At 61.5% G+C, this 21,527-nt stretch carries 20 protein-coding genes; 15 read left to right on the forward strand and 5 right to left on the reverse strand.

Going from position 1 to position 21,527, the window contains the following annotated elements:
• Positions 1 to 135: 135 nt before the first annotated feature.
• The 3 genes from ASD70_RS13090 to ASD70_RS13100 are packed head-to-tail and all read right to left on the reverse strand — an operon-like array spanning position 136 to position 4,322.
• Positions 136 to 1,200 (reverse strand): lipocalin-like domain-containing protein, encoded by a 1,065-nt coding sequence (locus tag ASD70_RS13090; RefSeq protein WP_056846651.1) that lies wholly within the window; start codon positions 1,198 to 1,200, stop codon positions 136 to 138.
• Positions 1,190 to 3,652, reverse strand: a complete 2,463-nt coding sequence (locus ASD70_RS13095; protein ID WP_056846652.1) for an ABC transporter permease — start codon at positions 3,650 to 3,652, stop codon at positions 1,190 to 1,192. Before ASD70_RS13095 ends, ASD70_RS13090 begins: the two co-directional genes overlap by 11 nt.
• 1 nt (position 3,653) lies before the next feature.
• A complete protein-coding gene (locus ASD70_RS13100; protein ID WP_043051335.1) occupies positions 3,654 to 4,322 on the reverse strand; it encodes an ABC transporter ATP-binding protein in 669 nt (222 codons plus the stop codon).
• 273 nt (positions 4,323 to 4,595) lie between these two features.
• Here ASD70_RS13100 and ASD70_RS13105 point away from each other — a divergent pair, with 273 nt between their 5' ends.
• From ASD70_RS13105 to ASD70_RS13125, 5 genes are all read left to right on the forward strand, one after another.
• A complete protein-coding gene (locus tag ASD70_RS13105) occupies positions 4,596 to 5,276 on the forward strand; it encodes an Ais protein (protein WP_056846653.1) in 681 nt (226 codons plus the stop codon).
• 181 nt (positions 5,277 to 5,457) lie between these two features.
• Entirely contained in the window at positions 5,458 to 7,113 is a 1,656-nt protein-coding gene (gene arnT / locus ASD70_RS13110; protein ID WP_046068785.1) for a lipid IV(A) 4-amino-4-deoxy-L-arabinosyltransferase, read from the forward strand.
• Between the two features lie 26 nt (positions 7,114 to 7,139).
• A complete protein-coding gene (locus tag ASD70_RS13115; RefSeq protein WP_056846654.1) occupies positions 7,140 to 8,657 on the forward strand; it encodes an ArnT family glycosyltransferase in 1,518 nt (505 codons plus the stop codon).
• A gap of 338 nt (positions 8,658 to 8,995) precedes the next feature.
• Positions 8,996 to 9,304 carry a DUF6124 family protein gene (locus tag ASD70_RS13120; protein WP_056846655.1) on the forward strand — a complete coding sequence of 103 codons (309 nt, stop codon included), beginning with the start codon at positions 8,996 to 8,998 and terminating at the stop codon, positions 9,302 to 9,304.
• A 600-nt stretch (positions 9,305 to 9,904) separates the two neighbouring features.
• Entirely contained in the window at positions 9,905 to 10,699 is a 795-nt protein-coding gene (locus tag ASD70_RS13125) for a helix-turn-helix transcriptional regulator (protein WP_056846656.1), read from the forward strand.
• Between the two features lie 97 nt (positions 10,700 to 10,796).
• Here the strand turns inward: ASD70_RS13125 and hpaA are convergent, their stop codons facing one another.
• The gene (hpaA, locus tag ASD70_RS13130; RefSeq protein WP_056846657.1) at positions 10,797 to 11,651 is read right to left on the reverse strand and encodes a 4-hydroxyphenylacetate catabolism regulatory protein HpaA; all 855 of its coding nucleotides are present in this window, start codon (positions 11,649 to 11,651) and stop codon (positions 10,797 to 10,799) included.
• 128 nt (positions 11,652 to 11,779) lie between these two features.
• On the opposite strand from hpaA, the gene ASD70_RS13135 reads away from it, so the two are divergent.
• The 8 genes from ASD70_RS13135 (at position 11,780) to hpaI (ending at position 19,150) form a co-directional block, all read left to right on the forward strand.
• Positions 11,780 to 12,445, forward strand: coding sequence for a fumarylacetoacetate hydrolase family protein (locus tag ASD70_RS13135; RefSeq protein ID WP_056846658.1), 666 nt, complete (start codon positions 11,780 to 11,782; stop codon positions 12,443 to 12,445).
• A complete protein-coding gene (locus ASD70_RS13140) occupies positions 12,442 to 13,212 on the forward strand; it encodes a fumarylacetoacetate hydrolase family protein (protein WP_056846659.1) in 771 nt (256 codons plus the stop codon). The genes ASD70_RS13135 and ASD70_RS13140 overlap by 4 nt, the downstream gene beginning before the upstream one ends.
• 5 nt (positions 13,213 to 13,217) lie before the next feature.
• Entirely contained in the window at positions 13,218 to 14,678 is a 1,461-nt protein-coding gene (hpaE, locus tag ASD70_RS13145; RefSeq protein WP_046068792.1) for a 5-carboxymethyl-2-hydroxymuconate semialdehyde dehydrogenase, read from the forward strand.
• Positions 14,679 to 14,816: 138 nt separating this feature from the next.
• The gene (gene hpaD, locus ASD70_RS13150) at positions 14,817 to 15,674 is read left to right on the forward strand and encodes a 3,4-dihydroxyphenylacetate 2,3-dioxygenase (protein WP_056846660.1); all 858 of its coding nucleotides are present in this window, start codon (positions 14,817 to 14,819) and stop codon (positions 15,672 to 15,674) included.
• A gap of 15 nt (positions 15,675 to 15,689) precedes the next feature.
• Positions 15,690 to 16,082 (forward strand): 5-carboxymethyl-2-hydroxymuconate Delta-isomerase, encoded by a 393-nt coding sequence (locus ASD70_RS13155; RefSeq protein WP_046068794.1) that lies wholly within the window; start codon positions 15,690 to 15,692, stop codon positions 16,080 to 16,082.
• Positions 16,083 to 16,213: 131 nt separating this feature from the next.
• Entirely contained in the window at positions 16,214 to 17,518 is a 1,305-nt protein-coding gene (locus tag ASD70_RS13160; protein ID WP_056846735.1) for an MFS transporter, read from the forward strand.
• 11 nt (positions 17,519 to 17,529) lie between these two features.
• Positions 17,530 to 18,333 (forward strand): 2-oxo-hept-4-ene-1,7-dioate hydratase, encoded by an 804-nt coding sequence (hpaH, locus tag ASD70_RS13165; RefSeq protein ID WP_046068795.1) that lies wholly within the window; start codon positions 17,530 to 17,532, stop codon positions 18,331 to 18,333.
• Positions 18,334 to 18,349: 16 nt separating this feature from the next.
• Positions 18,350 to 19,150, forward strand: coding sequence for a 4-hydroxy-2-oxoheptanedioate aldolase (hpaI, locus tag ASD70_RS13170; RefSeq protein ID WP_056846661.1), 801 nt, complete (start codon positions 18,350 to 18,352; stop codon positions 19,148 to 19,150).
• 42 nt (positions 19,151 to 19,192) lie between these two features.
• On the opposite strand, the gene hpaR is transcribed toward hpaI, so the two are convergent.
• Entirely contained in the window at positions 19,193 to 19,615 is a 423-nt protein-coding gene (hpaR, locus tag ASD70_RS13175) for a homoprotocatechuate degradation operon regulator HpaR (protein ID WP_005789546.1), read from the reverse strand.
• Between the two features lie 206 nt (positions 19,616 to 19,821).
• Here hpaR and ASD70_RS13180 point away from each other — a divergent pair, with 206 nt between their 5' ends.
• Both ASD70_RS13180 and ASD70_RS13185 read left to right on the forward strand, forming a co-directional pair.
• Positions 19,822 to 21,120 (forward strand): NAD(P)/FAD-dependent oxidoreductase, encoded by a 1,299-nt coding sequence (locus tag ASD70_RS13180; protein WP_056846662.1) that lies wholly within the window; start codon positions 19,822 to 19,824, stop codon positions 21,118 to 21,120.
• 31 nt (positions 21,121 to 21,151) lie between these two features.
• A complete protein-coding gene (locus ASD70_RS13185; protein ID WP_056846663.1) occupies positions 21,152 to 21,517 on the forward strand; it encodes a cupin domain-containing protein in 366 nt (121 codons plus the stop codon).
• Positions 21,518 to 21,527 lie beyond the last annotated feature (10 nt).

Raw genomic sequence — 21,527 nt, forward strand, 5'->3', positions numbered from 1 at the left:
TGGATTCCGATACCGAGAGGGATGGCATCGAAAGATAAGCAAGCGCCTACAGCCTGGACACAAGCAGGAGGGGTCAAAAAATAAGTTTGGGAAGTTGCCTACACAGCAAAAGATAAGAACCTACGGAAAGCGCCCCTAATACCCCGTCATCTCCAAATACCCCACCCCACCCTCGAACTTCACTGGACCTTCCCAGTAGGGAATCCCCAGGTTCATCCACGCCTTTGGATTGACCGCCTGGGTAGTGATATCCAGCTGTTTGCCAGGAATTTTCAGCGACCAGCGCGTAGGAATGCTGCGCCCGTCGATGCCCGTGGTGGCGAGCGGTGTGAGTTGGATATCGGCGTTGTGCAACGTCTCGGTATGGCCTTGGGCGTCGATCCAAGTGCCGGTGAGGTAACCGCCACCATCTTTTTGCCGCACGCGAAACAGCATCAGTTGCTCGCCCCGGTCCAGGTGCAGGGAGAACCAGTCCCAACCGGTCTGGCTGGCGGCCAGGGGTTGGCTGCTCCATTCGCGGTCGAGCCAGGCCGGGCCGCTGACCTGGTAGACCTGGCCGTCGAGACTGACGCTGCCATTGGCGGTGAAGAAAGGCTGGCTGTAGTAGTACGACGCCTGGCCCTGGTCGGATTTGCGGCTGTAGCCCTTGTCACCTTGCAGCACCAGTGGGCGGTTGGAGGTCAGGCGTAGGTCGTAGGCGAATTGGGCACCGCTGGCCTTGAGCTGCATGTCAGCCAGGGGGGTGGCGGCGCCAGGTTGGGTGGCAAAGTTCCAGTCGTCAATCCAGGCGTTGAACGGCACCGCCTGGGCCCCGGCCTGGCCGACGCCGCCGCGGGCCAGGCGTTCGGCGGCGTAGTGGCGGGTGGCCGAAGTGACGGCAGCATGGCCGAGCCACACCGTTGAATCGTGCCAGCCCGGTTGCGTGGGGCCGGCCTTCAGCGCATTGCGAAACAGCGTCCATTGCACGCCGAAGAGATTGCCCTGGGCATCCTTGAGGTTGGCGGTGACGTACCACCATTCGATACGAAAGCCTGGGTGCGGGCCATGGTCCTCGGGAAAGCTGAAGACTTTGCCGGGCACCACCTGAGTAAAGTCCGCCGCCTCACTGCCCAGGCCGGCGAAGCTGGTCTCAGGCGCAGGCGTCTTGTCGCATGCGCTCAGCAGTAACAAGGCGGCGCAGCACAACGCCTTAATCTTCATGGGCAAAGGTCCTCAACAAATCCGCCGGGCGGCTGCGGTACAACTGCCACAAGGGCCAGGCAGACGCCAGCAACGTGGCAACCATCGCCAGCCCCAGTAATTGCGCAAGCTGCCAGGGGAACACCTGCAACGGCAGGCGCCAACCGAAGGCCTGGACGTTGATCACCGCATCCAGGCACCACGCCAGCAGCAGCCCCAGCGGCAACGCCAGCATCAGCGTGAGCAGCGCCAGCAGCCAGGTCTGGCCCAGGTTGAGCAGCATCAGTTGGCGCCGTGTCACACCCAATGCCCACAGCGGCGCGAGTTGGCCGAGGCGGCTCTGGCTCTGGGTCAGCAGGCTGATAAACAACGCCACGCCAGCCACGCCCAGCGTAAGGCTGTTCAACGCGGCAGTAGCGGCGAAGGTGCGTTCGAAGACCTGGCTGGACCAGCCCTTGAGTTGCTGTTGATCGACGATGCGGCTGTCTTCGAGGGCAAATTGACGCTGCACTTCACCCACCAGCGCCGGCACGTTCTGGGGCGCCACCCGCAGGTTGAATCGCGCCGGTGACAGTGTCGGCCAGTGCGCCAATACATGCTTGGAATTAGCCAGCAGATGACCCTTGGGATTGCCGTAGTCAGCATAGATCCCGACGATTTTCGGCGCCCAGCTTCCTTGTGGCGTAGGGATCGAGAGCGTATCGCCCAACTGAACGTTCAAGCGTCGCGCCAGTTGCTCGCTGAGCATCACACTGTCGTCCTGCAGCAAGCGGTCCCAGGGTGCGTTTGCAGCCTCAAGCAACGGCCAGTGCTGGCGATAGGTGGGGTCGTCGACCACGCCGAACACTTCTGCCGGCCAGCCTTGCAGCTGCACCGCCACCTGCCAGGTAGGCAACACTGCCTGCACCAGCGGCTGGCGGGTCAGCCAGGTATTGAGCTGCTCGGCCTGAGCCGGGTTCTGCGGGTTGAGGTACAGCTCGGCGGTGAGGCGCTGCTCCAACCAATGGTTGAAGGTCTGGCGGAAACCCGAGGTCATGGAACCGGCCCCAATATTTGCCGCCAGGGCCAACAGCAGCGCCATCAACGCCAGGCTCAAGGCCGGCAGTTGCTGGCGACAATCGGCGAGGAACCACTGGCCGAGCACCGAGCGACTGCGACCCAGCATGCCTTTCAACAACCCGTTGAGCAGCACCGGTAACCCCAGTGCGGCGCCCAGCAGCAAGGCCGCCATCAGTACAAACCCGGCGGCCAGGCTGTCGCCCAGCCACAGCGCCAACAGCGCGATCAGCAACGCCGCAGACGCCACCCAACCCTGGCGCCGCAACCAGCGCCCATGGGCCTCATGCCAGGCTTGGGCGTTGGCCAATGCCAATAAGGGCAGGCGCGCGGCACGCCACAGGCTGCTGGCCCCTGCGAGCAGTGCGCCAAGCAGGCTCAAGCCCAGGCCGGCGAGCCACCACCAGGGACTCAAGCTCAATTGACCCGGAACCTCTGCGCCGTACAGGCCGCGCAAACTGGCGGCCACATCCGGCAGCAACAGGCTGGCCAATACATATCCGCTGGCGATGCCGAGCAAGCCGCCCAACAAGGACAGAAATCCCAGCTCAACCCCCAGGCTGAGGATCAGCATCCGCGCGCTGACTCCACAGGCACGCAAGGTGCGCAGCAGGCCACGGCGTTGTTCCAGGGCCAGGCCGATGGCCGCATGCACGATAAACAGCCCCACCACAAAGGACAGAAAGCCCAACGCATCAAGGTTCAGGTGAAAGCTCTCGGTGAGGCGCGCGAGGTTGTTGTCCTCGCCCTGCTTGAGTTGCAGCGCGGCGGGTGGCGTGGGGTGGCGGGCGGCGAAGGTGTTGTCCAGCAACAAGCGTGACAGTTGCCCCTGCATGTCGAGCAAGGGTTGGGCAAACGCGATATCGGTCAACAGCAAACCCGGCGCCATGTCCGCCTGTACCTGCAATGGCGGCAGGGTGTGCGCGTTGACTGTCTGCGGCTGATCGCCCTCGTGCAACCCGAGCGCCTGCAAGGTTTGCGCAGCCACCCAGGTACGCCCTGGCGGGGTGAAAAACGCCAGCATCTGCGCCTGGCTCAGCCGCTGCCCCGCCACACTGCCACTGCCGGGCAACGACACCGGGTCGATGCCCATCAGTTGCAGGCGCTGTTGCTCATGCCCCTTGAGCACCAACCGTCCCTGCACCACCGGGGACACCGGCCACCCGGCGCGGCGCAGTTGGGCAAACAGCGCTTGCGGGAAACTGCCGGCGTCCGGCGCACTCAGGCTGGCTTGGGGCTCACCACCGATCAACTGGCTGGCGCGCGCATAGCTGTCCCGTGCCTGACTGTTGAGGGCCTGCACGCCGGTCAATAACGCCGTGGCCAGCCACAGACCGGTGAGCACGCTGAAAAATTGAACTGGGTGACGTCGCCAATGGCTTACCAACGCACGCAACGTCCAGTAGAACAGTGCCATCTCAGCGCGCATCCATCGGCACGACACGGCCATGATGCAGCACCACCTGGCGGTCCAGGCGTGCGGCCAGGCGTGGGCTGTGGGTGACCATCAACAGGCTCGTAGGGCTGTCGCGCAGCAGGTCCAACAGCAGTTGCAGCACTTCATCGCTGGTGGTTTCGTCGAGGTTACCGGTAGGCTCATCAGCCAACAGCAAGCCCGGGCGCGAGGCCAGTGCTCGCCCTACCGCCACCCGTTGCTGCTGGCCGCCAGACAGTTGCTCAGGATATCGCTTGAGCAAATCGCCCAGTCCCAGGCGCTCCACCAACTGCGCCTGCCACTGCGCATCGAAACGCCCGGCCAACCGCGCCTGGAATGCCAGGTTGTCCTCCACGCGCAAGCTGCCGATCAGGTTGAACTGCTGGAACACCAGGCCGATTTCAGTGCGGCGCCAATGGGCCAGTTGCGCCTCCGTCAATTGGTCGAGGCGCTGCGCGCCGATTTGAATGCTGCCGCCATCCACACGGTCCAGCCCAGCCACCAGGTGCAAAAGCGTACTTTTGCCGCTGCCCGATTCGCCCATCAGCGCCAGGCTGCTGCGTTCCCCCAGGTAGAGGTCGACACCCGCCAGGACGGCCAGCGGGCCTTGGGGGGTGGCGTAGTTTTTTACAACACCTTGCACCTGCAACATAAAAACGCTCGTAGGAAGGACTGCCAACGAGAATAACGGCTGATTGTGCAGCCCATGCAAATTTTTCACATGGATTTCACTGCCTGCCCATCCTCGACACTTTAGATTGCGCGTCAAGTGGCGATAAGCCGCAACTTATTAGTTAGCGCACAGAGTACTTTTAATAGGCAGGTGTTCAGCAAAAAGACAGCAGCGCTATGACAGGCTCCTGTTCCACAACGGGCAACTGCCCATTCACTGTGCGTGTTTATAAACACAACAATAGTGCCAAAGGTGAACAGCGTGGCAGATATGACCCTGGCCGACCCTAAACTCAAATGGGCACGGTTAAAGCGCCTGAAAAAATACCGCCTGCATTTGCTGGGTATAACTGTTACCGCAGCTCTTCTGACGGGCTTCCTGTTATGGCCGGTCTCGCCGCTGGACCTGGGCGTGGGCAACCGACTGGTAACCTCGGGGGTGCTCGCCAGTTGGCGCAATGGTGACGTGGTAGTGCTGGTGCGCCATGAAGAGCGGTGCGACCGCTCCACCAACCCCTGCTTCGGCCCCGCCGGCGGCCTCACGGTCCAAGGCAGCCAACGCGCCGCGCAACTGGGCAAAGCCTTTGATTCATTGGGCATGGAGCTTACCGACGTGCTCAGCAGCCCCACCACGCGCACCGCCCAGACCTCACTGTTCATGTTCGGCAAGGCCGAGCTGTCGCCGGGGCCCCTCGCCATCTGCGGTGACGCCATGGGCGAGGAAATCCTCGGCCACAAACGCAGCGGTCGCAACCTGATGCTGATCACCCACAGTGCCTGCATGAGCGACTTCCAAAAGTCGCTTGGCTTCCCCCACGCTGCCGCCGCCGAATATGGCAGCGCGCTGTTCGTCAAGGTATTACCCAACGGCGAATTCGAGGCATTGGGCACTATGAACATGCGGCAATGGACGGTCGCACTAAAACAACTTTAAACACACTTTTTTACATATACCACGGCTATTACGTTCAGCAAAACGACAGCCCTGTTATGGCATGTTCGCTTACACCTGTTAGTTAGCACCTCCTCAATGGTTCAGTGAACATCGTGACTCTTCGCCCTACTCATTTAATTGCCTCATTGTGTCTTATTGAACGTCATGGAGCGACGCACTCATGACCCGTTTGAATCCCCTGCCCTGGTTATTACTCGGCTTCGCCGTCTTCTTCCTGCTGCCCTTGGGTTTGCATGGTTTGTGGACCCCGGATGAAACCCGCTATGCCCAGGTCAGCCAGGAAATGCTGATGAGCGGCAATTGGGTGGCGCCGCACTTCATGGGGGTGCGTTATTTCGAGAAACCTGCCGCCGGCTATTGGCTGATCGCCCTCGGCCAGGCCGTGTTCGGTGAAAACCTGTTTGGGGTGCGCATCGCCTCGGCCCTGAGCACCGGCCTGAGTGTGCTGCTGGCCTACCTGCTCGCCCGGCGCTTGTGGAACGATCCGCGCAAGAGCTTCGCCTGCGCCCTGCTGTACATGAGCTTTGGCCTGGTGGCCGGGCAAGCGGGGTATTCCAACCTCGACCCGCAATTCACCTTGTGGGTGAACCTGAGCCTGGTAGCGCTATGGTTTGCCCTGGATAGCCGCACGCCCCGCGAGCGCCTGGGGGCCTGGGCAGTGTTGGGGTTGGCCTGCGCCATGGGGTTTATGACCAAGGGTTTCCTGGCCTGGCTGCTGCCGGTACTGATCGCTGTGCCTTACCTGCTCTGGCAGCGCCGCGTGGGCGAGCTGATGCGTTACGGGCCACTGGCAGTGCTGGTCGCCATGCTGGTGTGCCTGCCGTGGGCCCTGGCGATCCACGTGCGGGAACCGGATTACTGGCATTTTTTCTTCTGGCATGAACACATCCGCCGCTTTGCTGCCGACAACGCACAACATGCGCGACCGATGTGGTTCTTCCTGCCGATCATGGTGGTGGCGTGCCTGCCGTGGGCCGCCTTGTTACCCACCACATTGCTCAAGACCTGGCAGGAAAAGCGCCAGCCGGCGATTGCCTTTCTCGCCCTGTGGCTGCTGCTGCCCCTGGGCTTTTTCAGCCTGAGCAAAGGCAAGCTGCCCACCTACATCATGCCGTGCCTGTTGCCCCTGGCATTGCTGATGGGCCACGGGTTGATCGACCTGATCAAGCAAGGCAAGGCGCGCACGATCGTGATCAACGGTGCGGTCAATTTCACCCTCGGCATGACCGCCATGGTGCTGCTGATTTACCTGCAAATCACCGACCCGCTGTACGGCAACAGCCATGCCGAGATGTTCAGCCTGTCCCTGGTGTTTATCGTGCTGCTGGGCTGGATCCTCGCCAACCTGTTGCAAGCAGTACGGCCAATGACGTTATGGGCGATGCCGGCCCTGGGCATCGGCCTGCTGGTGGCATTGTTGCCGGCGGGCATGCCGGCGCTGATCGCGGATAACGAAATGCCCGACCAGTTCGTGCTTGAGCACCTGGACGAACTGCAGCAAACCCAGGCTTTGCTGAGCAACGAACTGGGGGCTGCGTCGGCCTTGTCATGGCGCTTGCGGCGGCCGCAAGTGGCCTTCTACAACACCGTGGGCGAGCTGCGCTACGGCCTGCATTACCAAGACTCGGCACACCGCAAGATCACGCTGGATAACGTCCAGGCCTGGTTGGCCGAGGCTCGCCAGCAGGGTTCGGTCGGCGTGCTGATGCGGGTCAGGAGCACCAGCGAACATCGCGAAGAAGGGCAACTGCCTCTCGGCGGCAAGCGTTATCGCAAAGGCAACCTGGTGCTGACGATTTACCCACGACAACCTTAATGCAGCGCCTGCCACAGGGAAAACCCATGGGCTTCTGGAGAACCGAACGCGGCGCCTTGGCTTTATTGCTGGGCACCTCGGCCTTGCTATTGCTGCTGGGCCTAGGCAGCCGCGACCTGTGGGGGCCGGAAACCCGCTGGGCGAACATCGCCTTGCAGATGCTGCAAAGCGGTGACTACTTCGATCCCTATCTCAAAGGCACGCCCTACTACGACAAACCCCTGCCCTCCTACTGGCTGATTGCAGGCTTCGCCCACCTGATGGGCGGCCTGGGGCCGTGGTCGCTGCGCCTGTCATCGGTAATTGCCGCATGGCTGAGTATCTGGCTGATTTACCTGATTGGCGAACGCCTGTTCCGCAAGGGCACCGGGTTGATTGCCGGCTGGATGCTCGCTACCACCTTCTACTTCCTGTTCTGGGGGCGAGTAGCCACCGCTGATGTGCTGACTGTTTGCGGCGTGCTGGCGGCGGTGTGGTGGTATTGGCGTGGGCCGGACGACACACGACTGGGGCGCTACACGGTATTTTTCCTGCTGCTGGCAGCCACCTCACTGTTCAAAGGCTTGATCGGTTTCGTGCTGCCGGGGCTGCTGCTATTGCCGCACCTGCTCAACGAGCAACGCTACAAGCGTCACCTCAATCTGCGCATGCTGCTGGCCGTGCTCATCGCCGCAGCGTTCTACGCGATCCCTTTCGTACTGTCCCATCACTACGGCGCGCCCACTTACGGCCAGAGCGGCCTGGAACTGGTATTGCGGGAAAACGTGGTGCGCTTCTTCGACCCCTTCGACCATATGGGGCCGATCTACACCTATCTGATCTACCTGCCGGTCTACACCCTGCCCTGGGCGCCCTGCTGGCTGCTCGGCCTGTGGCTGGCCGTGCGGCAGTGGCGCCACACCCCGCCCAACGTGCGCTGGCTGGTGTGGGGCCTGGGCCTGTTGTTTGTGTTCTTCACCGCCAGCGGCAGCCGTCGCAGCTACTACGTACTGCCGCTGGTGCCCTTTGCCCAATTGCTCGCCGCCTGGTGGCTGAGTGAACGCCTGCAAACAAAACCGGCGAGTTGGCCGCGTTGGCAGAAAGGTTTTGGACTCAGCGCAGGCTTGATGGTGCTGGTGCTGGGCGTGATCTACCCCTGGACCACCGGCAACGGCGGCGTGACCCGTTTCGCCGCAGACCTACAGGCCCAAGCGGTGAAAAGCGCCCCTTGGAGCCAGTGGCAAATGGTGCTGGTGGAGGTCGACAACAAGCTGCCGATGTACCTGCAAAACCATGGCAAGCCTTTCTACTACGTCAGCGAAACCCAGAACTTCCCCCGCCAGGGTGACAGCGCCGCATTCATGGCCTGGCTGGACAAAACCAGCGGCCAACGCTTCGACCCGCAGCGCACGATTATCGTCGTGCAGTATTCCAAGCAAGAGCCGACGCCGCTGGCGTTCCTGGGGATGGATCATCAGGTGGTCAGGACGCAGCCGGATAATGGCGAGCGGTTGTTTCAGCCGCGCGAGGATGGGAGCGTGGCGTTTGTGCCTGCGCCGCGGTGAGCCTGTGTCGCTACTGGCCTTTCGTCATGGTTTGTAAAGGGCCAGCAAGTCGTATCCCTTTAAATTGCAGGACGTTTCCGAGACAATCCCCGCCGCCTTGTGCCGGTTGGAATCGGTGGCTAGTCTGCGATCCGTCACTGCTCATCAGTGATCGGGTTTAGTCGCCCGCCTCTTCCAACACGGCATGGACCTCCATGAGTTTTATGGTGGCTGTGCGTAGGGCACCTTCGGGTGCGCCGGATGTTTCGTGTTGGGCCGGTCGACTAACCTGCGTACAGCCGCCACCCTCGTTTAGTCGCGACGGGTGTTGGCTCCTAAATCCAACGCGGAGTTACACCATGAATAAAGTCCTACCCGATCCACCCTTCGATCCCGCCAAAACCCGCGCCGCGTTCAACCGCGCCATCGACCACTACCTGCCCAGCCAGGGTTTCCACAGCGTCAACGACGACCTGAGTTTTGAAGATGCGTTGCTGTACACCGCCAGCCTGCTCGACAGTGCTTCGGCGACGGCGCTCGATTGTGGTGAATTGCTGGATAGCCCGGGGCGGGCGAAGATCCTCGCGGTGTGGCATTTGCTGGAGATTGCCAGGACCACAGTAGATCGCTCTATCGAGTGTATGAAACCCTTGAAGACAACACCTTAAAATGTGGGAGGGGGCTTGCTCCCGATGGCGGTGGCTCAGCTGATATATCCACTGCTGACACTCCCTCATCGGGGGCAAGCCCCCTCCCACACTGTGCGTATTCCAATGCTTGGATTAGGCTTCAGCAGGCGAAGAGTGGAACGTTCCATCGAGTGTATGAAGCCCTTGAAAGCAACACCTTAAAATGTTGGAGAGGACCTGTCTGTCAGCCGAACCCGGGGCATTCAACTGGATAGAACGGGGGTTGGCGAGCGGTTCATTGCTGAAACGATTAAAGCCCTGTAGGAGATTGGCTATAAGTAGCCGATGCTGGCAGTCGATCATTCATCTAAATTAATATTTTTATCTTTAATATCATTTAGTTAACTGTCTGTAAAAACAACCCACCTGCCTTCGTTGCCGTTTTTACTCGCCAGAAACGTCGAATTACTGACGCGACTTTTATGGCAGCCTTTGTCCCGCGTTTCCGCTACATACGTAGGATAAATCCCTATGGCTTAATAAAATCTCGAACGCCGAGTTACGTTCAAGCAGTACGGACCGTCCCGCCCAGGCCTAGCGCGTCGGTTGACGGTTTTCGACATCAAGGACGAGATGGCTATGAGTCTGACCCGTAATATTGGCGACACACAGGGCCCGCATTTTTTTGCCGAAATGGGCGAGTTGATTTCAAGCAGTGGCAATGAACACTTCGCTGCCAACATGCTGCATCTGGTGGACAAGTGGGTGCCAATCCATTTGGTAGGCCTCAGCGAATGGACCCTGGACGAACTGCGCGACTGCGTGCTGGACATCAAGTTGCTGGGCAGCGCCGGGCTGAACAAGGATTTGTCTGTAGCCCAGACCCTGCGCCCGGTGAGCGACCACCCGTTGCTGCGCCAGATGCTGCGCATGCAAGACCCGTTGTTGATCCAGATGAAAGCCAAGGCCGACAGCGCACACCCACGGGGCAGTTCGCACCAGTGCAACCTGGTATCGCGCCAAGGCAATCGACGCTGCGTGATTTCGTTCTATCGGCCTGCGACCCAGCGTGGGTTTTCCCTGGCGCAGTTATCGTTCCTCAAATGCTTGTCGGACACCCTGTTGCCGCTGATGGAGCGGCACGCGCAGCTTCTGCGCCAGGCACCGCAGGCCGAGACCGACCCGGCACATACCCTGCTGGAGCAATCGCAATGGCAGCGCGAATTCTACAAACGCCTGACCCTCAGCGATATCACCTTGTCGGCACGGGAGCAGGAGGTGTGCCTTGGCCTGTTGACCGGCGGCACCGTGCCGCAGATCGCGGAAAAACTCAGTGTCAAAAACAGTTCCATCGAGACCTACCTCAAGCGTGCCGCCGCCAAGCTCGGCGTGAGTGGCCGGCACGGCCTGGCCAAATGGATGGTGGGCGCCTGATGAACAAACTGACACCGCAACCTGCGAGTGGCGGCCCTGAATGTACAGGCGTTCCAGGCACAGTAACGCATCCAGCGCGCAGACCTGTTCCCGGCGATCACCCCGACTGCCGCAGCCGATACTCCCCCGGCGTCATCTGCGCATAACGCAGGAAAAACCGACTGAAATACGCCGGGTCCTTGAACTCCAGCTGGTAGCAGATTTCATTTGCCGAACTACCGGTAAACAGCAGCAGGCGCTTGGCTTCCTGCATCAGCCGTTCAAGAATCAAACGCTTGGAAGGTAAGTCGGCGATGCGTCGGCATACCTCATTGAGCCGCGCCGGTGTCACGCCGATACCCTCGGCATAGCGCGCCAATGGCCAATGTTCCAGGTAATGGGCTTCGACCAGTTCGTTGAAACGATGAAAAATGCGCAAGTCTTCATGGGCCATCGGGCGTGCCGGCAACGCGTGGGCGCACAGGCGCAGCAGGCGGATCATGATCAGGCGCGTCAAACTGTCGAGGGCGGCAGCGCGCCCTGCCCGTTCGGCGTTGATCTCGCTGCACAGCGCTTCGAAGAGCTGATCCAGCCCTTCGGCGGCATCGCCCAGCGCGACACAGGCCGCACCTGAGGCGAGGCTTGGGTCGGCGTCGATCAATCCCCACACCAGTTGCTGGCGCACCGTCAACACATGCCCGTCGGCATCGGCTTCGGTAACGAAGGCATGCGCCACCGTGGGCGGCGTGAGAAAAAACATCGGCCCCGACTCGACGTATTGACGGTCATCCAGATAAACCCGCACGGCGCCACTCTTGACGTAATGCACCTGGAAAAACCGGTCATGCCGATGCACGGCCATGTTGCGCCCGAAAAACCCCGCCAGGTTGCCGAGCTTGTCGTAATGCACCTCGGCATCGCTGTAACGCTGGTCGTAGACCTGCCCGATGTTGATATTGGGAATCGGCTTCACGCGGCCCTCCTCTTGTTGTTCTGATGCCGTTGGAGTTTGCCATGCTTGACGGTAGTTAACATATTAATTATAACGTTAACAACTTAACGAACTGCCAACGCAGCCTTCGTCACCGCCAGGAGAAACGCATGAGCCGTACCCTGCATGATGTTGCCAGCGGCACCCTGTTCGGCGTTGCGCTGAACTACCAGGGCCTGCTGGAGCAACATCTCGCCGCCTTCGAGCAGGCGCCCTACCAGAAGCCGCCGACCAAGCCGGTGTTGTTTATCAAGACCCCCAACACCCGCAATGCCCATGGCGGTGTGGTGCTGCAGCCTGCGGGCGAGCGCCTGCAACCGGGCCCGGCGTTGGGCGTGGTGATCGGCCAGCGCGCCAGCCGCGTCAGCCTGGACAATGCCATGGCCCATGTCGCCGGATATGTGGTGGTCAACGAGTTCAGCCTGCCGGAAGACAGCTACTACCGCCCCGCCGTCAAAGCCAAATGCCGCGATGGGTTCTGTGCCCTGGGGCCTGAGGTGATTGCCCGCGACCAAGTGACCAACCCCAATCAATTGGACCTCAAGCTCTTCGTCAACGGCCAACTGCGCCAGGAAAATTCCACCGTTCATTGGGTGCGAGACATCGCGCAATTGATCGCCGAGATCAGCGAGTTCATGACCCTGCACCCTGGTGACGTGCTGATCACCGGCACACCGGAAGGCCGCGTCGATGTGCAGCCCGGCGACCGGGTTGAAGTTGAAATCACCGGTGTGGGCCGTTTGCTCAACACCATTGAGGCAGAGGTATTGGCATGAAGCGCGCACGCATCGGCTTTGAAGGTCAAATCCATTCCGTGCAGGTCGACGACGACTGCAGCGTGCGCCTCGGCGATGGCCGCCGGCTCGCGCAAGAACAGGTGCAATGGCTGCCACCCGCCACCGGCAACATGTTCGCCCTGGGCTTGAACTACGCCGATCACGCCGCCGAACTGGCCTTCACACCGCCGACCGAACCGCTGGCCTTTATCAAGTCGGTCGGCACCTACACCGGCCACCGCCAAGTCACCTGGCGCCCGGACAACGTCGCCTACATGCACTACGAGTGCGAACTGGTGGCGGTGATTGGCAAGACCGCGCGCAACGTCAAGCGCGCCGACGCCCTGGACTACCTGGCCGGCTACACGGTGTGCAACGACTACACGATCCGCGACTACCTGGAAAACTACTACCGTCCCAACCTGCGGGTTAAAAACCGCGACGCCACCACCCCAGTCGGCCCGTGGATCGTCGACGTGGCCGATGTGCCCGACCCGGGCAACCTGAAATTGCGCACCTGGATCAACGGTGAGTTACGCCAGGAAGGCAGCACTAAAGACATGATTTTCGATATCCCCTACCTCATCGAATACCTGTCCAGCTTCATGACCCTGCAACCTGGCGACATGATCGCCACCGGCACGCCCGAGGGCCTGGCCGATGTGGTGCCGGGGGATGAAGTGGTGGTGGAAGTCGAAGGCGTGGGCCGCCTGGTCAACCGTATTGTCAGTGAGACGGAGTTTTTCTCCGTGCGCAAAGAGGCTTGAGCAACATGATCAAACATTGGATCGATGGCCGTGAGGTCGAGAGCAAAGACGTGTTCGTCAACTACAACCCGGCCACCGGCGAGGCCATTGGTGAAGTGGCCAGCGGCGGCGTCGAAGAAGTCGCCCAAGCCGTGGCGGCGGCCAAGGCGGCGTTCCCCAAGTGGGCCAACACCCCGGCCAAGGAGCGCGCACGCCTGATGCGCAAGCTGGGTGAACTGATCGAACAGAACGTACCACGCCTGGCCGAGCTGGAGACGCTCGACACCGGCCTGCCGATCCACCAGACCAAAAACGTGTTGATCCCACGCGCGTCGCACAACTTCGATTTCTTCGCTGAAGTCTGCACGCGCATGGACGGCCACAGCTACCCGGTGGACGACCAGATGCTCAACTACACCCTGTACCAGCCGGTGGGCGTGTGCGCGTTGGTGTCGCCATGGAACGTGCCGTTCATGACCGCCACCTGGAAGACCGCACCGTGCCTGGCCCTGGGTAACACGGCGGTGTTGAAGATGTCGGAGCTGTCGCCCCTGACTGCCAATGAACTGGGACGCCTGGCAGTGGAAGCCGGGATCCCCAACGGCGTGCTCAATGTGATCCAGGGCTACGGCGCCACCGCTGGTGATGCACTGGTACGCCACCCGGATGTGCGGGCGATTTCCTTTACCGGCGGCACCGCCACCGGCAGGAAAATCATGCAGACCGCCGGCCTTAAAAAGTACTCCATGGAACTGGGCGGCAAATCACCGGTGCTGATTTTTGAAGACGCCGACCTTGAGCGTGCCCTCGACGCCGCGCTGTTCACGATCTTTTCCCTGAACGGCGAGCGTTGCACCGCCGGCAGCCGGATCTTTATCCAGGAAAGTGTCTACCCGCAGTTTGTCGCCGAGTTCGCCGCGCGGGCCAAGCGCTTGATCGTGGGCGACCCCCAGGACCCCAAGACCCAGGTCGGTTCGATGATCACCCAGGCCCATTACGACAAGGTCACCGGCTATATCAAGATCGGCCTGGAGGAAGGCGCTACGCTGCTGGCCGGCGGGCTGGAGCGGCCGGCCAACTTGCCTGCGCACTTGAGCCGCGGGCAGTTTATCCAGCCGACGGTGTTCGCCGATGTGAATAACAAGATGCGCATCGCTCAGGAAGAAATCTTCGGCCCGGTGGTGTGCCTGATCCCGTTCAAGGACGAAGCCGAGGCGCTGCAATTGGCCAACGACACCGAATACGGCCTGGCCTCCTATATCTGGACCCAGGACATCGGCAAGGCCCATCGACTGGCCCGCGGCATTGAAGCAGGCATGGTATTTATCAACAGCCAGAACGTGCGCGACTTGCGCCAGCCGTTCGGCGGAGTGAAGGGCTCCGGCACCGGCCGTGAGGGTGGCCAGTACAGCTTTGAAGTATTTGCCGAGATCAAGAACGTGTGCATTTCCATGGGCAGTCATCACATTCCGCGCTGGGGCATCTGAAGCACGCATTACCTGTAGGAGCGAGCTTGCTCGCGAAGCACCCACAGGCACCGCTGGCTACCTGAAGCACTGCGTTATCGTTGACCTTTTTCGCGAGCAAGCTCGCTCCTACAAGAATAATTATTCAGGAGAATCATCATGGGCGAAGTGGTTCTGGCAGCGAAGATCTGCCACGTACCGTCGATGTACCTGTCGGAACTGCCCGGCAAACATCACGGCTGTCGCGAAGCGGCGATTGCCGGGCACAAGGAAATCGGCCGGCGCGCCCGCGAACTGGGGGCCGACACCGCCGTGGTGTTCGACGTGCACTGGCTGGTCAACAGCGGTTATCACGTCAACTGTGGCGAGCAGTTCCAGGGCACCTACACCAGCAACGAGCTGCCGCACTTCATCAAGAACATGGATTACGCCTACCCCGGCTGCCCCGAGTTGGGCGAACTGATCGCCGCCGAAGCCAACCTGGCCGGCGTGCGCAGCATGGCCCATAACATCCCGAGCCTGGAGCTGGAATACGGCACGCTGGTGCCCATGCGTTACATGCACATGGGCGTGCCCGAGGATGAAAAACTCAAGGTCATTTCCATCGCTGCCTGGTGTGCCTGGCATCGCCTGGAAGACAGCTTCGCCTTCGGCGCCGCCGTACGCCGCGCCATCGAAAAGAGCGAGCGCAAGGTGCTGGTGCTGGCGTCCGGCTCGCTGTCCCACCGTTTTTCCGACGACCGCCAGGCCGAAGCGAATATCCATAACTGGACCCGCGAATTCGACAAGCAGGTGGACCTGCACGTGGTCGAGATGTGGCAGCAAGGCCGCTTCAAGGAGTTCTGCGCCATGCTGCCGGACTACGCCGAACACTGCTTTGGCGAAGGCAAGATGCACGACACCGCCATGCTCCTGGGCCTGCTGGGTGGGCCGGACTATGCCCAGCCGGCCGAGATCATCACGCCGGCGTTTGGCAGTTCGGGCACCGGCCAGATCAATGCGATTTTCCCGCTGTAGACCAGGGAGAACACCATGCCGCACTTTATTGCCGAATACACCGACAACCTCGAGCAACAGGCCGACCTGCCCGGCCTGTTTGAAAAAGTCCACCGCGTGCTGGGAGACAGCGGCGTGTTCCCCCTCGGCGGTATCCGCAGCCGCGGCGTGCGCCTGGATACCTGGCGCATGGCCGACGGCAAGCACGACTATGCCTTCGTGCACATGACCCTCAAGGTCGGCCACGGCCGCGACCTGGCCACGCGCCAGGCGGTGGCCGAAGCCTTATTCGGGGTGATCACCGCGCACTTCGCCGAGCTGCAGGCGCAACGGTTATTGGCGCTGTCGTTCGAGATGGTCGAACTGCACCCACAGCTCAACTTCAAGCAGAACAATGTGCATGCGTTCCTGAACAACGCGGCGAACTGAAAAGGGCCCGCCCCCCTGTAGGAGCGAGCTTGCTCGCGAGAAACCTCCAGGCACCGCGGATCCAGCAGCGCTGCGTTTTCGTTGACGTTTTTCGCGAGCAAGCTCGCTCCTACAACAAAAAGTACAACATCATGAGCACAGCCCACTCCACTGCAAGCCTGCGGCTTGCCGAGCACGACCGCACCCATCGTTTGGTGACCTGGCGCCTGATGCCCTTGTTGCTGGTGTGTTACTTGTTCGCCCATCTGGACCGCATCAACATCGGCTTCGCCAAGATGCAGATGAGCCACGACCTGCAGTTCAGCGACACGGTGTACGGCTTCGGCGCCGGGCTGTTTTTTATCGCCTACGCGCTGTTCGGCGTGCCCAGCAACATGGCCCTGGACCGCGTCGGACCACGGCGCTGGATCGCCTGCCTGATGGTGGTGTGGGGCCTGCTCTCCACCGGCATGCTGTGGGTGGAGAGCGCCCGCGGTTTCTACCTGCTGCGCTTTTTACTGGGGGTGGCCGAAGCCGGTTTTTTCCCAGGCATCCTGGTGTTTCTCAACCGCTGGTACCCGGCGCGTCGGCGTGCCCAGGTCACCGCCTTGTTTGCCATTGCCGTGCCCATGGCCGGGGTGCTGGGCGGGCCGATTTCCGGGGCGATCCTGGAGAACTTCCACGACGTCGGCAGCCTGCGCGGCTGGCAGTGGATGTTCCTGATCGAAGGTGCGCCCGTGGTGCTGCTGGGGCTGGTGGTGCTCAAGTATCTGCCGGACAGTTTCGAGTCGGTAGGCTGGTTGAGCACCGAGCAAAAACAGCAACTGCGCACCCAGTTGAGCAACGAGGAACAACGCAAGACCATCACCTCGTTCAGCGGCATCCTGCGGGACCCGCAAGTGTGGCTGCTGGTGGCCGTCTACTTTGCGGTGATGCTGGCGGTCAACACCCTGGCGTTCTGGATGCCGACCCTGATCCACGGCGCCGGCATCGGCCGCGACAGTCAGGTCGGCTTGCTCAGCGCCGTGCCCTACCTGGCCGGCTGCTTCTTCATGCTCGGCTGCGGGCGCTCCTCCGACCGTCACCGCGAACGCCGCTGGCACCTGTGCGTGCCGCTGCTGATGGCCGCAGCCGGCATCGCCGTGGCGGGCCTGGCGCCTGGCAACGCGCTGCTGGTGATGAGCGGGTTGGTGGTTGCCGGCATGGGCGCCAGCGCGGCGCTGCCGATGTTCTGGCAACTGCCGCCGGCGTTTCTTTCCAACACCACCCAGGCGGCGGGCATCGCCATGATCAGCTCGTTCGGCAGCATTGCCGCGTTCCTGGCGCCCTACCTGATCGGCTGGATGCGCGACGCCACCCAGAGCGCCAGCCTGGCCCTGTACGTACTCGCCCTGTTTATCGCCCTCGGTGGCCTGCTGGTGCTGCGCACTCAGGCCGCCATCGTCAACCCCCACTAGAGACCGTTGCCATGCTCGACTCCCAGCAAATCCTCGCGGCCGCCGCGCACCTGGACCGCGCCGAACGCAGCCGCGAACAGGTGCGCCAGTTTTCCCTCGACTACCCCGGCATCACCATCGAGGATGCCTACGCCATCCAGCGCGCCTGGGTAGCACAAAAAATCAACGATGGACGCACGCTCAAGGGCCACAAGATCGGCCTCACTTCACGAGCCATGCAGGTCTCTTCAAACATCACCGAGCCCGACTATGGCGCGCTGCTCGATGACATGTTTTTCGACGAAGGCAGTGATATTCCCTTTGAGCGCTTCATCGTGCCGCGTGTGGAAGTGGAACTGGCGTTCATCCTCGGCAAGCCGCTTAAGGGCCCGAACTGCACGGTGTTCGACGTGCTCGACGCGACCGAATGGGTGATCCCGGCGCTGGAAATCATCGACGCACGCATCCAGCAGGTCGACCCACAGACCAACGCCACCCGCAAGGTGTTCGACACCATCTCCGACAACGCCGCCAATGCCGGCGTGGTACTCGGTGGAAGGGCTGTGCGGCCGACCGAGATCGACCTGCGCAAAGTGCCGGCGGTGCTGTATCGCAATGGCGTGATCGAAGAGTCCGGCGTCTCGGCGGCAGTGCTCAACCACCCGGCCAAGGGCGTGGCCTGGCTGGCCAACAAGCTGGCAGCGCATGACGTCACCCTGCTGCCCGGCCAAGTGATTCTAGGCGGTTCGTTTACCCGCCCGGTGGCGGCCCGCCCTGGGGATACCTTCCACGTCGACTACGACCTGCTCGGTTCGATCGCCTGTCGCTTCGTCTGAACACTGGAGGATTGTCATGGACATGCCTGTCAACCGCTTCAAACAACGCCTTCACCAGGGCGAGGTGCAGATCGGCCTGTGGCTCGGCCTCGCCAATGCCTATAGCGCGGAGCTGGCCGCCAACGCCGGTTTCGACTGGCTGCTGATCGATGGCGAACACGCGCCCAACCACCTGCCGGGGATGCTTGCGCAATTGCAGGCCATCGCGCCCTACCCCAGCCAGGCGCTGATTCGCCCGGTGGTCGGCGACACGGCATTGATCAAGCAACTGCTGGATATCGGCGCGCGAACGCTGCTGGTGCCCATGGTCGAAAGCGCTGCCCAGGCCCAAGAACTGGTGCGAGCCCTGCGCTACCCACCCCAGGGTACTCGCGGCGTCGGCAGTGCACTGGCCCGTGCTTCGCGCTGGAACGGCATCACCGACTACCTCGACCAGGCCGACGCGCAGATGTGCCTGCTGGTGCAGATTGAAAATCGCGAGGGCCTGGCCAATCTGGACGCTATCACCGCCGTCGAAGGCGTGGACGGTGTGTTCATCGGCCCGGCGGACTTGAGTGCGGCCATGGGGCATCGCGGTAACCCAGGGCATCCTGAAGTGCAGGCGGCGATAGAGGACGCCATCGTGCGCATTGTTCGAGCGGGCAAGGCGGCAGGGATTCTCAGTGCGGATGAACGTCTGGCGCGGCGCTATATCGAGCTGGGGGCGACGTTCGTGGCGGTAGGAGTGGATACCACGGTGTTGATGCGCGGGTTGCAAAGCCTGGCCGGGAAGTTCAAAGACATTCCAGCGGCCGTGCACACAGGCGGAGTCTACTGAACCCCCTCCCACATGTTGACCTGTTTTGATCAGGAGATTGATTCAGCGCTTGATGTTCTTCAAGTCATCCAGCAACCCCAGCAAGGTCTGGAATTTCTCTTCGCCAAGCTGATCCTGCAAGCGCTGGTAGTTGGCCTCCATGCACTGGCTCATGGACTCGAAACTCGCCTTGCCCTTGTCCGCCAAAGTAATGAGCACCCGGCGCTGGTCCTGTTCGGCCTTGCGTCGGTGCACCATGCCGGCGGCTTCCATGCGCACCAGCACGCCGGTCATGCTCGGCTTTAGGATGCACGCCAGTTCCGCCAGTTGGTAAATCTCCAGCTCACCGTGCTGTTCGAGGATGCGGATGATGCGCCATTGCTGTTCGGTCAGGCCGTGTTCATTCAGGGACGGGCGGAAAAAACTCATCGCGGCCTCACGCGCTTGCAGCAAGGCCAGGGTCAGGGATTGTCGAGGTTTGGACATAGGATCAGGGTCACGAGGTATTTAGTTAATAATTTAACGAAACTCTAACATTCCCCGCCAGCGAGCGCGCTATAACTTGTGTGTGCCCTCGCCCGTGGCGCGCTGAATCAAAAACCCGGGCACGCAGGATCAAGACTTCCAGCCCGTCAGGGGCCCTAATGGAGGCATCCGCTTCAGCGCCTTCCTTCACTTTTTCAGGCTGCGCCATGATCAATATCGAAACCCCCACCTATTACACCGCCACCAAGAAATACAACCTCAGTTTCCCCACCCTGGAGCAAGACATCGACGCGGACGTCGTGGTGATCGGTGGCGGCTTTTCCGGAATCAATACCGCCCTTGAACTGGCGGAAAAAGGCATCACCAATATCGTGGTGCTTGAAGCGCGCTACCTGGGCTTTGGTGGCACCGGCCGCAACGGCGGGCAGATCATGGCGGGCATCGGCCATGACCTTGAGAAGATCAAGAAGGACGTGGGCGAAGACGGCCTGCGCCAGGTGTTCGAGATCAGCGACCTGGGCGCCGATATCATCAAGAACCGCATCGCCAAATACAACATCGATGCCGATTTCTGCCACGGCTACGGCTATATGGGCTTCAACGCCCGCCAGGAAAAAACTCTGCGCGCCTGGGAGAAGGACTTCAAGTCGGTCAACAGTCAGCATGAAATCCGCTTTCTCGGCGGCTCGGATGTGCAGCAGATCATCGGTTCCAACGCCTACACCAGTGCGCTGCTGCACATGGGCGGCGGGCATGTGCATTCGCTGAACCTGCTGCTGGGCGAGGCCACCGCGCTGGCCGGCCATGGGGTAAAGATCTTTGAGAACAGCCCGGCCCTGGAGGTCAGCTACGGCGAACGCATCACCGTGCGCACCGGGCGCGGTTCGGTACGCGCCGGCAAGTTGCTGTGGGCCTGTGACAGCTTTCTCAACAAGCTCGAACCGGAACTGCACCGCTCGACCATCAACACCTACGCCTTCCAGATGATGACCGAGCCGTTGTCCGAAGAATTGATCCAGCGCATCAGCCCGATCCGTGGCGCCTACAGCGATATCCGCCCGGTGATCGACTACTACCGCGTAACCAATGAAAACCGCCTGCTGTTCGGCGCCGCGACGCCCCTGGTGGAACACATTCCCGGCGACCTGAAAGCCTGGAACCGCACGCTCATGCTGAAGATCTTCCCCTACCTCAAGGACGTCAAGATCGACCTGGCCTGGGGCGGCCCGATGGCGTGCAGCCCGAATCTGTTCCCGCAGATCGGCACCTTGCCGGGGCGCAGCAATGCGTTTTTCGTGCAGGGCTATTCAGGCTTTGGCGTCACGCCCAGCCACATCATCTGCAAGGTCCTGGCCGAAGGCATGAGCGAAGGCTCGGCGCGCTATGACCTGGTCAGCTCGATCCACCGCCCGACCATTATCGGCAAGGACGCGATCCGCCCCTTGCTGCTGACGGCGGGTAAATCCTGGCACCAATTGTCCGGCTACTGGAACGGGCGCCGCTGATCCACTTTTTCACTCATCAGGAACCACTGCCATGACCCTCACTACGATCAAACACAACGTCCAGCTGTCGGAACTCGATGCCTGGGGCACCGTGGCCGACCTCGGCTCCGAGATCCTCGCAGGCGAAGTGCGTGCCTTCGGCAAGATGACCTTCGGCGCCCCCACCGATGCGGTCAGCAGCGCTTACTTCGGCACCACCCAGGGCAAGTTCCGCATGGTCTACCCGTTCGCCGAACAAGCCACGGTGGTCACCGGCGAAGTGGTACTCACCGATGAATCCACCGGCCAGTCCACGCGCTACAAGGCCGGCGACAGCTGGTTCGTGACCAAGGGCACGCCGGTGCTGTGGGAGGTGGTCAGCGAGAGTTTCGTCAAACACTACTTCGCCGTCGTGTAAGAAGGGCGTT

Source organism: Pseudomonas sp. Root569 (assembly GCF_001427465.1).
Taxonomy (GTDB): Bacteria; Pseudomonadota; Gammaproteobacteria; order Pseudomonadales; family Pseudomonadaceae; genus Aquipseudomonas; species Aquipseudomonas synxantha.

Coding starts and splice junctions, on each gene's coding strand:
- ASD70_RS13090 (WP_056846651.1), bottom strand. CDS start 1,200: ATGAAGATTAAGGCGTTGTGCTGCGCCGCCTTGTTACTGCTGAGCGCA.
- ASD70_RS13095 (WP_056846652.1), bottom strand. CDS start 3,652: ATGGCACTGTTCTACTGGACGTTGCGTGCGTTGGTAAGCCATTGGCGA.
- ASD70_RS13100 (WP_043051335.1), bottom strand. CDS start 4,322: ATGTTGCAGGTGCAAGGTGTTGTAAAAAACTACGCCACCCCCCAAGGC.
- arnT (WP_046068785.1), top strand. CDS start 5,458: ATGACCCGTTTGAATCCCCTGCCCTGGTTATTACTCGGCTTCGCCGTC.
- ASD70_RS13115 (WP_056846654.1), top strand. CDS start 7,140: ATGGGCTTCTGGAGAACCGAACGCGGCGCCTTGGCTTTATTGCTGGGC.
- ASD70_RS13120 (WP_056846655.1), top strand. CDS start 8,996: ATGAATAAAGTCCTACCCGATCCACCCTTCGATCCCGCCAAAACCCGC.
- ASD70_RS13125 (WP_056846656.1), top strand. CDS start 9,905: ATGAGTCTGACCCGTAATATTGGCGACACACAGGGCCCGCATTTTTTT.
- ASD70_RS13135 (WP_056846658.1), top strand. CDS start 11,780: ATGAGCCGTACCCTGCATGATGTTGCCAGCGGCACCCTGTTCGGCGTT.
- ASD70_RS13140 (WP_056846659.1), top strand. CDS start 12,442: ATGAAGCGCGCACGCATCGGCTTTGAAGGTCAAATCCATTCCGTGCAG.
- hpaE (WP_046068792.1), top strand. CDS start 13,218: ATGATCAAACATTGGATCGATGGCCGTGAGGTCGAGAGCAAAGACGTG.
- hpaD (WP_056846660.1), top strand. CDS start 14,817: ATGGGCGAAGTGGTTCTGGCAGCGAAGATCTGCCACGTACCGTCGATG.
- ASD70_RS13155 (WP_046068794.1), top strand. CDS start 15,690: ATGCCGCACTTTATTGCCGAATACACCGACAACCTCGAGCAACAGGCC.
- ASD70_RS13160 (WP_056846735.1), top strand. CDS start 16,214: ATGAGCACAGCCCACTCCACTGCAAGCCTGCGGCTTGCCGAGCACGAC.
- hpaH (WP_046068795.1), top strand. CDS start 17,530: ATGCTCGACTCCCAGCAAATCCTCGCGGCCGCCGCGCACCTGGACCGC.
- hpaI (WP_056846661.1), top strand. CDS start 18,350: ATGGACATGCCTGTCAACCGCTTCAAACAACGCCTTCACCAGGGCGAG.
- hpaR (WP_005789546.1), bottom strand. CDS start 19,615: ATGTCCAAACCTCGACAATCCCTGACCCTGGCCTTGCTGCAAGCGCGT.
- ASD70_RS13180 (WP_056846662.1), top strand. CDS start 19,822: ATGATCAATATCGAAACCCCCACCTATTACACCGCCACCAAGAAATAC.
- ASD70_RS13185 (WP_056846663.1), top strand. CDS start 21,152: ATGACCCTCACTACGATCAAACACAACGTCCAGCTGTCGGAACTCGAT.